Annotated in this window: 5 protein-coding genes; 3 read left to right on the forward strand and 2 right to left on the reverse strand. The window is 36.7% G+C overall.

Annotated elements, in window-relative coordinates; all coding sequences use genetic code 11:
• Positions 1 to 181: 181 nt before the first annotated feature.
• Entirely contained in the window at positions 182 to 2,443 is a 2,262-nt protein-coding gene (locus AC4GME_RS15205) for a bifunctional diguanylate cyclase/phosphodiesterase (RefSeq protein WP_490377379.1), read from the forward strand.
• 132 nt (positions 2,444 to 2,575) lie between these two features.
• Positions 2,576 to 4,837, forward strand: a complete 2,262-nt coding sequence (locus tag AC4GME_RS15210; protein WP_490379690.1) for a bifunctional diguanylate cyclase/phosphodiesterase — start codon at positions 2,576 to 2,578, stop codon at positions 4,835 to 4,837.
• Here the strand turns inward: AC4GME_RS15210 and AC4GME_RS15215 are convergent.
• A complete protein-coding gene (locus AC4GME_RS15215) occupies positions 4,827 to 5,732 on the reverse strand; it encodes a LysR family transcriptional regulator (protein WP_490377381.1) in 906 nt (301 codons plus the stop codon). The genes AC4GME_RS15210 and AC4GME_RS15215 overlap by 11 nt on opposite strands.
• A gap of 103 nt (positions 5,733 to 5,835) precedes the next feature.
• On the opposite strand from AC4GME_RS15215, the gene metE reads away from it, so the two are divergent.
• Positions 5,836 to 8,139, forward strand: coding sequence for a 5-methyltetrahydropteroyltriglutamate--homocysteine S-methyltransferase (gene metE, locus AC4GME_RS15220; protein ID WP_490377382.1), 2,304 nt, complete (start codon positions 5,836 to 5,838; stop codon positions 8,137 to 8,139).
• Positions 8,140 to 8,217: 78 nt separating this feature from the next.
• Here metE and AC4GME_RS15225 read toward each other — a convergent pair.
• On the reverse strand, positions 8,218 to 8,577 hold a 360-nt coding region (locus AC4GME_RS15225; RefSeq protein WP_490379691.1), incomplete at its 5' end, for a GNVR domain-containing protein.

The following is an 8,577-nucleotide window of genomic DNA, read 5'->3' on the forward strand; positions in this document are numbered from 1 at the left end:
TTTATATCATTTTCTGTAACTTTTTTTCAAAATGAGTAAAAAAACAACAATACAAATAGAAAAATATAAAAATGTGAAGGAAAGAATATATTACAAAATACATTTTTCTATTCATAATCTAAAGTTAATGAACTAAAATGCAATAAAAAATTTATTGTACGAGATGAGTCTTTATTACTCTATGAATTTATTAAAGAAAAAAATTTGGTTCTTATTTTATTTAATTGTCTTTATTGGCGCTTTACTGCTGTCGAGTGCAATTTATATCAAATATCAAGGACTGATAAAAGAGACTCAAAGTGAACAGCTCTACGTCAGCAAAATTTTTAACAACCATCTATCATCAATTTTCACTCAATATGAAACAGTGCTGGATCTTATTAGTGATGAGTTTACTCTCCATAATAAAATCAATATTGCAACTCTTGATAATGCGATAAATAAAACCCCCCTTTTAGTAGGAGTTGCGATATTTTCTCCAGATGGAACTGTCAAAACATCAACGAGTAACCTAACTCCCGTCAACTATCCCAATTTATTAAAAAATACGCACAGCAGAAAATGGTTTAAACATGCTTTAAATAGTGAGCAGATGGTGATTGGTAAGCCTTACTTTTTTAATCCTATTAATAAATGGATAATCCCGATCAGAAAAAGGATCGTGGATAGCAAAGGCAATGTTGCGGCAGTGATATCCACAGGAGTAGATCTTGTTACATTATCCAAACAATGGAATGAAACAGAGGGCCTCAACAATACCCTGCAAACGCTTTTAGATGATCAATTTTATCGGATACTGCGTACAGGCGTAAGCGAAGATGAATACGAGAAGTATTATAATAATCCAGTAGAAGCATCCGTTTTAGAGAGTTTAAACTCGGCCTTAGAAAACCAGCAATTAACTATGGAAGAGTTACGCCTCTCTGGGGCTTATATACAGATGAGCACAGAAATATCGGGGCAAGCAAAGATCTCCACATTAAGCTATAACCCGAAGTATCATTTCTGGATCCTTGCTATACAAAAGCAGGAGCAACTCTGCAATGAGCTTTATAATTTTTCCTGGTTATGTTTTGCTTTTTATCTGTTTTTAATAATGCTGTTTTTTGTCCTCTTTAAATGGATAATTCGCATTGAATACAACAAACTATCTGAATTAACCTACAAAACTGAATACGATACCTTAACGGGGTTGTATAATCGTAGTGTTTTAAAAACACTAACCCAAAAACTACAGAAATCGGGCAAAACATTTTCACTTTTTTATATCGACCTTGACCATTTTAAAAATATTAACGATACATTTGGCCATAGCTACGGTGATATAATTTTAATCGAAGCAAGCAAGCGGATTATCAGCAGTCTTAATTTTGTCCAAGGCACAGCGATACGATTTAGTGGTGATGAATTTGTTATTTTAGTCGAATTAAGCAATCTGAAGGTGCTAAAAAGATACACCCAAAAATTACTCGCAGACATCGCTAAACCCTATTTAATCAATAACAACTCATTTAAAATCAGTGCATCAATAGGTATCGCGCAATACCCTAAAGATACCAGCGATATTGAAACGCTGCTTAGTTATGCAGGTAACAGTATGTCGCTTGCGAAAAAGGTAAAAAATCAACACCTGTTTTTCTCACAAGAGATGCATAACCAACTGATAAAAAACATTGAAATAGAGCAGGCCCTGCACCACGCAATCAGCAATAATGAAATTAGCCTGGTTTACCAACCTCAGCTTGATCAAAAACAAAATTTATTTGGTGTTGAGGCACTTGTTCGCTGGAAAAGTGAATCGTTAGGAATCATTTCACCCGATATTTTTATTCCAATCGCAGAAGAGATCGGCATTATGCCTTCACTTGGATCATATATTATGGATCGCGCGATGTCTGAAATTTCAACACTGCAAAAACAGCAAAAGGTTGCCTTTAAACTATCTATTAACGTTTCTGGCCGTCAGTTTGTACAAGTAGACTTTTTTGAAAAATTAATAGAATGCTATCAAGTTTATCAATCAGAATTTTTAAGTATTACCATTGAAATAACGGAAAGCTTATTTATTGAGAGCCTTGAAACCTTACTGCCTATTTTTCATAAAATGAAAGCTCATAATATATCATTATCACTAGATGACTTTGGCACAGGATACTCATCGCTAAGCCTGCTCAGGAAAATACCAATTGATGAATTAAAAATAGATAAAAGCTTTGTTGACCACATTACGGATAACAAAACCGATAAAGCAATGGTTAAAAGTATTATCAATATGGGCAAAAATTTAGACATGTCGGTGTTAGCTGAAGGTGTTGAAACAAAAGCACATGTTGAAATATTAAAAAGTGCCGGATGTGATCTATTTCAAGGCTATTACTTCTCAAAGCCATTACAACTAGCCGAACTACAGCAGTTTATTCAGCAAACTACAAGATGCGGATAAATACGACTATTTACTTATAAAAAAGTCAAAGAAAGTCAAGATGAGGCTTCAAATAAAGCTTTTAATTACAATTTCAATTATTCTGTTCGCAATTAATTTTATGCAGATATAATTTAGGTCATAAGCGTCACTATGTTTCACTTTAAAAAAAATATTTGGTTACTCTTTTATCTTATTGTCTTTATTGGCAGCGCTCTGCTCGCCACCGCCGTTTATATGAAACATCAAGAAATATTAAACGAAACCAAAAGCGATCAACTCTATCTAACCAAAATTTACCACAATCACCTTAATTCATTATTTTCTGAACATGAAATCCTGCATAACTTGATTGGTAATGAGTATTTAAAGAATCCAAATTTTAATAGCGAAACATTTGATGCCGTACTCAAGCTAAATCCACTTTTACTTGATATCTGGATCTTTTCTAAAGAGGGAGAGTTGCAGCATTCAACTTTACCAGGTGTGGCCTTCCCTAACCTGCTGCAATATAAAAATACCCAACAATGGTTTCAAGAAACGCTAAATACTAACAGCATGGTGATTGGTCGCGCTTATTTATTGCAAAGTATTAATAAGTGGATTCTGCCAATTCGTAAAAAGATCATTGATAATAACGGTAAAATTGTCGCCGTTATCTCAACCGGGATCGATTTAACCATGCTTCATAAGCAATGGCGTGAAGAAAACAATCATCAAAATACAATTCAAGCGACCTTAAATAATGGTGCTTTTCGAATTTTACGCACTAATTTAACCACTGAGCAATACCCTCATTATTATGATAACTCGCTACCGAGCAGCACTTTATTCGCTCAAAATATTACTCAACTAAAGGCTCGATTAACTGCTAAAGCCGACTCAAATTCAGAGCCTTTTATACAGGAAATAAAATATTTAAAAACAGGAAAAGAGATCTACACGATCACCTACAATGAACGTTATCGCTTTTGGATTTCTGCGGAAATGCCATACCAATTGGTGCTTCAGAAACTCTACCGCCATAGCTTTTTTTATTCTGTTTTTTACCTGCTACTTATCATTATCGTCTTTAGTCTTTTTCATTGGATCATTAAAATAGAAAAATCCAAAACAGATGAACTGACCTATAAAGCCTCGCACGATGCATTAACAGGATTAGCTAACCGCACCATTATAAAAAAGCACTTTCATAAGTTGCAAAAAAAAGCAGAAACTCCTTTTGCTTTGTTATATCTTGATTTAGATAACTTCAAAAGTATTAATGATACCTTCGGCCATAGTTATGGTGATAATATTTTAATTGAGGTAACTAAACGTATTAGAAAAAGCCTGGCAACGCATAAGGGAATTGTCGCCCGTTACAGTGGCGACGAATTCGTTATTTTTCTTGAGTCTGATAATAAAGAGGAAATTGAAAAATATTCCACATTACTATTAGAAAGTATCTCACTACCCTATTTGATTAATCACAATACGTTTAAAATTAGTTCCTCGATTGGCATTGCTCGTTTTCCAGATGACGCTTGCCATATTGAAACCTTGCTAAGTTACGCAGATAACAGCATGTATATGGCAAAAAAGAAGAAAAACCATTACCTTTTCTTCTCTAAAGAAGTACACCATCAATTAATGCGTAATATCGAGATTGAACAGGCTTTACATCATGCAGTTATGAACGATGAGATCAGCCTGGTCTATCAACCGCAATTAGACAGAGAGCAGAGGTTATTTGGTGTTGAAGCTTTAGTGAGGTGGAACAGCAAAAAACTTGGCTGTGTTCCACCGGATCGGTTTATTCCTATTGCTGAAGAAACAGGGTTAATGCCGAAACTAGGTTTGTATATTATGCATAAAGCGATGCAGGAAATATCAGAGTTACAGACCCAAGAAGGTTTACAATTCAAATTATCAATTAATGTCTCTGTGCGTCAATTTGTACAAATCGATTTTATTGAAAAACTGATGGATGCTTGTAAAAAATATATGAGCGGGCAAATCGCCATTACTATTGAAATTACAGAAAGCCTGTTTATTGAAAGTTTAGAGACTCTATTACCTCTTTTTCATAAGATGAAAGCAAACTATATATCACTCTCGTTAGATGATTTTGGTACAGGATACTCTTCATTAAGCATGCTTAAAGAGGTCCCTCTTGATGAACTGAAAATAGATAAAAGCTTTGTTGATCATATCGCTGAAAATAGTAGTGATAAAGCAATGGTAAGAAGTATTATCAGTATGGGTAAGAATTTAGGCCTATTAGTTTTAGCAGAAGGTGTTGAAGACAAAGAGCAGGTTGAGCTATTAAAAGAAGCTGGCTGTGATGTTTTCCAAGGTTATTACTTTTCTAAACCTTTATCGCTTAAAGATCTCGCTGCTTTTGCTAAAAATAACAAGGCCACTAACCACTAGATCGCGAAGCCATTGCACTTTCTTTGCCTATCTCAATAAACTTGTTTATGTACGGGATCGTTTGATCCTGCTTTTTAAGCATCGCATATAACGTTTTATAAATACCTTGTTTACCCAAACGTAATTTTTTTACACGGTATTGTTCACTAGAACTATCCGCTAACCATTCAGGAAGAACACAAACGCCTCGCTGATACTCAACCATCTGTAACATAATCGCTAACGACTCAACCTGCTTATGCCCTTTCGGCTGAACCTTTTCAGGCCATAAAAATTTCTGATAAATATCCAAACGTTGCTTTTCAATTGGAAAAGTAAACAGCATCTCGTTTTGTAATTGTGCGGCTAACACGTTTGTTTGTTTTGCCAACGGATGTTCATCTGAAACGACCAAAACCTGCTCATAATCGAACAGAGCATGATGTTGTAAAAGTTTGTGCTCAATCGTATCCGGCGTGATCAGTAAATCAACATGATGATTTATTAAGCCTTCAATACCTGAGAAATGAAACTGCCTAATGATATCAATGTCGATATTCGGTTGCTTCTGTAAAGACTGAGCAACAACTTGCGTCAACCACTCATTACATGGAAAACACTCGACACCAATCCGCAATAGACCTTGTACTCCTTCACCCATTGCTTTTAAAGCCTGTTCTGTTTGCGATAACGTAGGCATCACTTTTTTCGCCGTTTGCAATAACAGTTCGCCCGCTGGTGTTAAACGTAAACGACGACCATAACGCTGCCATAACTTCACATTGAGTTTTTTCTCTAAATAGCGAATTTGATGAGACAACGCAGATTGCGTTAAACACAACGCATCAGCAGCCTGAGTTAACGTCCCTTTTTCATGCAGGGCAATCATTATTTTAAGGTGGGACGGCTCGATCATTATGAATAAACCTCATGGATTCAGTGTAAAGCATCATTATTTTTCATATTAGATATTACGCATAATAACTATCAACTTCAACAGCAACGATGAGAGATAAAAAATGGCACAACTACATCACTTAGGATTTCCACGCATTGGTAATAAACGCCAACTAAAGTTTGCTCAAGAAAAATTTTGGACAGGTGAAATTACTGAAATCCAATTACAAGCAACAGCGGCACAACTGCGCCAAAACAACTGGCTTGAACAGCAAGGTTTATCCCTGAACCTGCACACGGTGGGGGATTTTTCACTGTACGATCAAGTGCTTGATACCAGTTTTTTAGTTGGTAATATTCCTGCACGAGCTAAACAAAATGCTGATAACAACTCGCTTGATAATTACTTCCGTGTTGCACGTGGGCGTTCGCAGATAAAAAGCTGCTGCTCAGCAGTTCATAGTAATGAAGGCGAAACACAAGCGGGAGAGATGACTAAATGGTTTAATACTAATTATCATTACATAGTGCCGGAATTTGACAGTCAAACTACCTTTACTTTAAATGCTGATAATCTTCTTAAGCAGATCGAAGAGCTGCAGCAGATCAGTCAAAATGTAAAACCTGTTATTATCGGTCCGGTTACTTACTTGTGGTTAGGTAAAGAGAAAGACAACAGCAACAAATTAGATCTGCTACCTGCTTTATTAGAAACCTACGCACAACTTTTACTTTTATTAGAAGAGAAAGGTATTGAATGGCTGCAAATTGATGAGCCCATTTTAGTGCTCGAAATTGATATGCAGTGGCAAAACGCACTGCAAAGCGCCTATCAAAAACTTCATCAATCTAGCATTAAACTGTTATTAACCACTTACTTTGGAGAGCTTAAAGATAATCTCAAGCTAGCCTGTGAACTGCCTGTTGCCGGATTGCATATTGATGCCATCAATGCACGCCATGAAGTACTTCCTGCAATACATTATTTAAGTGAAGATAAAATACTATCATTGGGTGTTATCAACGGCTGTAACATCTGGAAAACGGATCTTAATGCGACATTAGAATGGCTAACCCCGATCCATAACAAATTACAACAGCGTTTATGGATTGCGCCAAGTTCATCGTTATTGCATGTGCCGGTTGATCTTAATAGCGAACAGACACTCGATCCTTCGATCAAATCATGGTTAGCTTTTGCCAGCCAAAAACTACAAGAATTAAACGTTTTAGGGGGCGCCTTAAACCAAGGTGTTGAAGCTGTTATTGCAGAGCTTAGTGAGAATAGATTGGCGCTGCAAACCCGTCACAACAGCACTCGTGTTAACAATCCTACAGTGCAAACTCAAGTAAAAAATATCAACGACAGTTTAGGAAAACGTAAACAAGGTTTTACACAGCGCGCCGCTATTCAACAAGTTAATTTAAATTTGCCGAACTACCCAACCACCACTATCGGCTCATTTCCGCAAACCAGTGATATTCGTGAAACACGCAAAGCAAAACGTTTAGGTGAAATTAGCGAAGCACAATACAAAAACAGTATGAAACAGTCGATTGAACTTTGTATTGACGAACAGCATGCCATTGGCCTGGATGTTTTAGTGCATGGCGAGGCTGAACGAAACGATATGGTTGAATACTTTGGTGAACTACTTGATGGATTTGCTTTCACACAATTCGGCTGGGTACAATCTTACGGTTCCCGCTGTGTAAAACCCCCGGTTTTATTTGGTGATGTTTCTCGCCCGCAAGCGATGACCGTAGAATGGGCAAAATACGCGCAATCATTAACCGATAAACAGGTAAAAGGGATGTTAACCGGCCCGGTGACGATTTTAAACTGGTCATTTGTGCGCGATGATCAACCTCTACAGACAATCTGTAATCAAATTGCACTGGCGATTCGAGATGAAGTATTAGATCTGGAAAAAGCGGGCATTAATATTATTCAAATTGATGAAGCCGCACTGCGTGAAAAGCTTCCTCTGCACCGTTCAAAGTGGTCAGAGTATTTAACTTGGGCAATTCAGGCATTTCGCATTACAGCCAATGGTGTTGAAGATAAAACACAAATCCATACTCATATGTGTTATTCCGAATTTAACGATATTATTGCAGCAATAGCAGCCATGGATGCAGATGTGATCACCATTGAAACATCACGCTCAGATATGCAGCTGCTGGATGTATTTGAAGAGTTTAATTATCCAAACGCCATTGGCCCCGGTGTTTACGACATTCACTCTCCAAACATACCAAGTTGCGAAGAAATGGTGCTGTTAATGGAAAAAGCAGCCCTGCGTATTCCGGCAGCGCAATTATGGGTTAATCCAGATTGCGGCCTAAAAACAAGACAATGGCATGAAGTGAAACCCGCACTGGAAAATATGGTAAAGGCAGCTAAGTTATTACGTGCCAGCTAGTGAAAGACGATTAAAAAAGTAATAAAAAAGGAGCGATTAAAATGCTCCTTTTTTTTGGCTTGCAGAAAAAGTTAACGATTAACCTTGTTGTTTTTTAGTCATAAAGTAATGCACTAATGCGATAAAAATAGACAGCATACCTGCCAGCAGTGTCGCCAAAATAACGATTAATGCACGCTTAGGTGCTGCGCGGTTTAAAGGCTCTTCAACATTGTCTAAATAACGGAAAGGGCTAAAATCGGCACTTTCTGTAAATTTCAGCTTATCAAGATTCACTAAAGCCATCTTCATCGTAGAGATTGCAACGTTTAAAATACTTAGGTCATCAATTGATTTTAAAACATCCACTTTAGCTTTAAGTGCTTTCTTACCTAAGCTAATTTCAAACAGTTCACTTTTTTGATTGAGGTTAGTCTTATAGCTGTCTAAGCCCTGTCT

The sequence above is a fragment of the Psychromonas sp. genome (assembly GCF_983033635.1).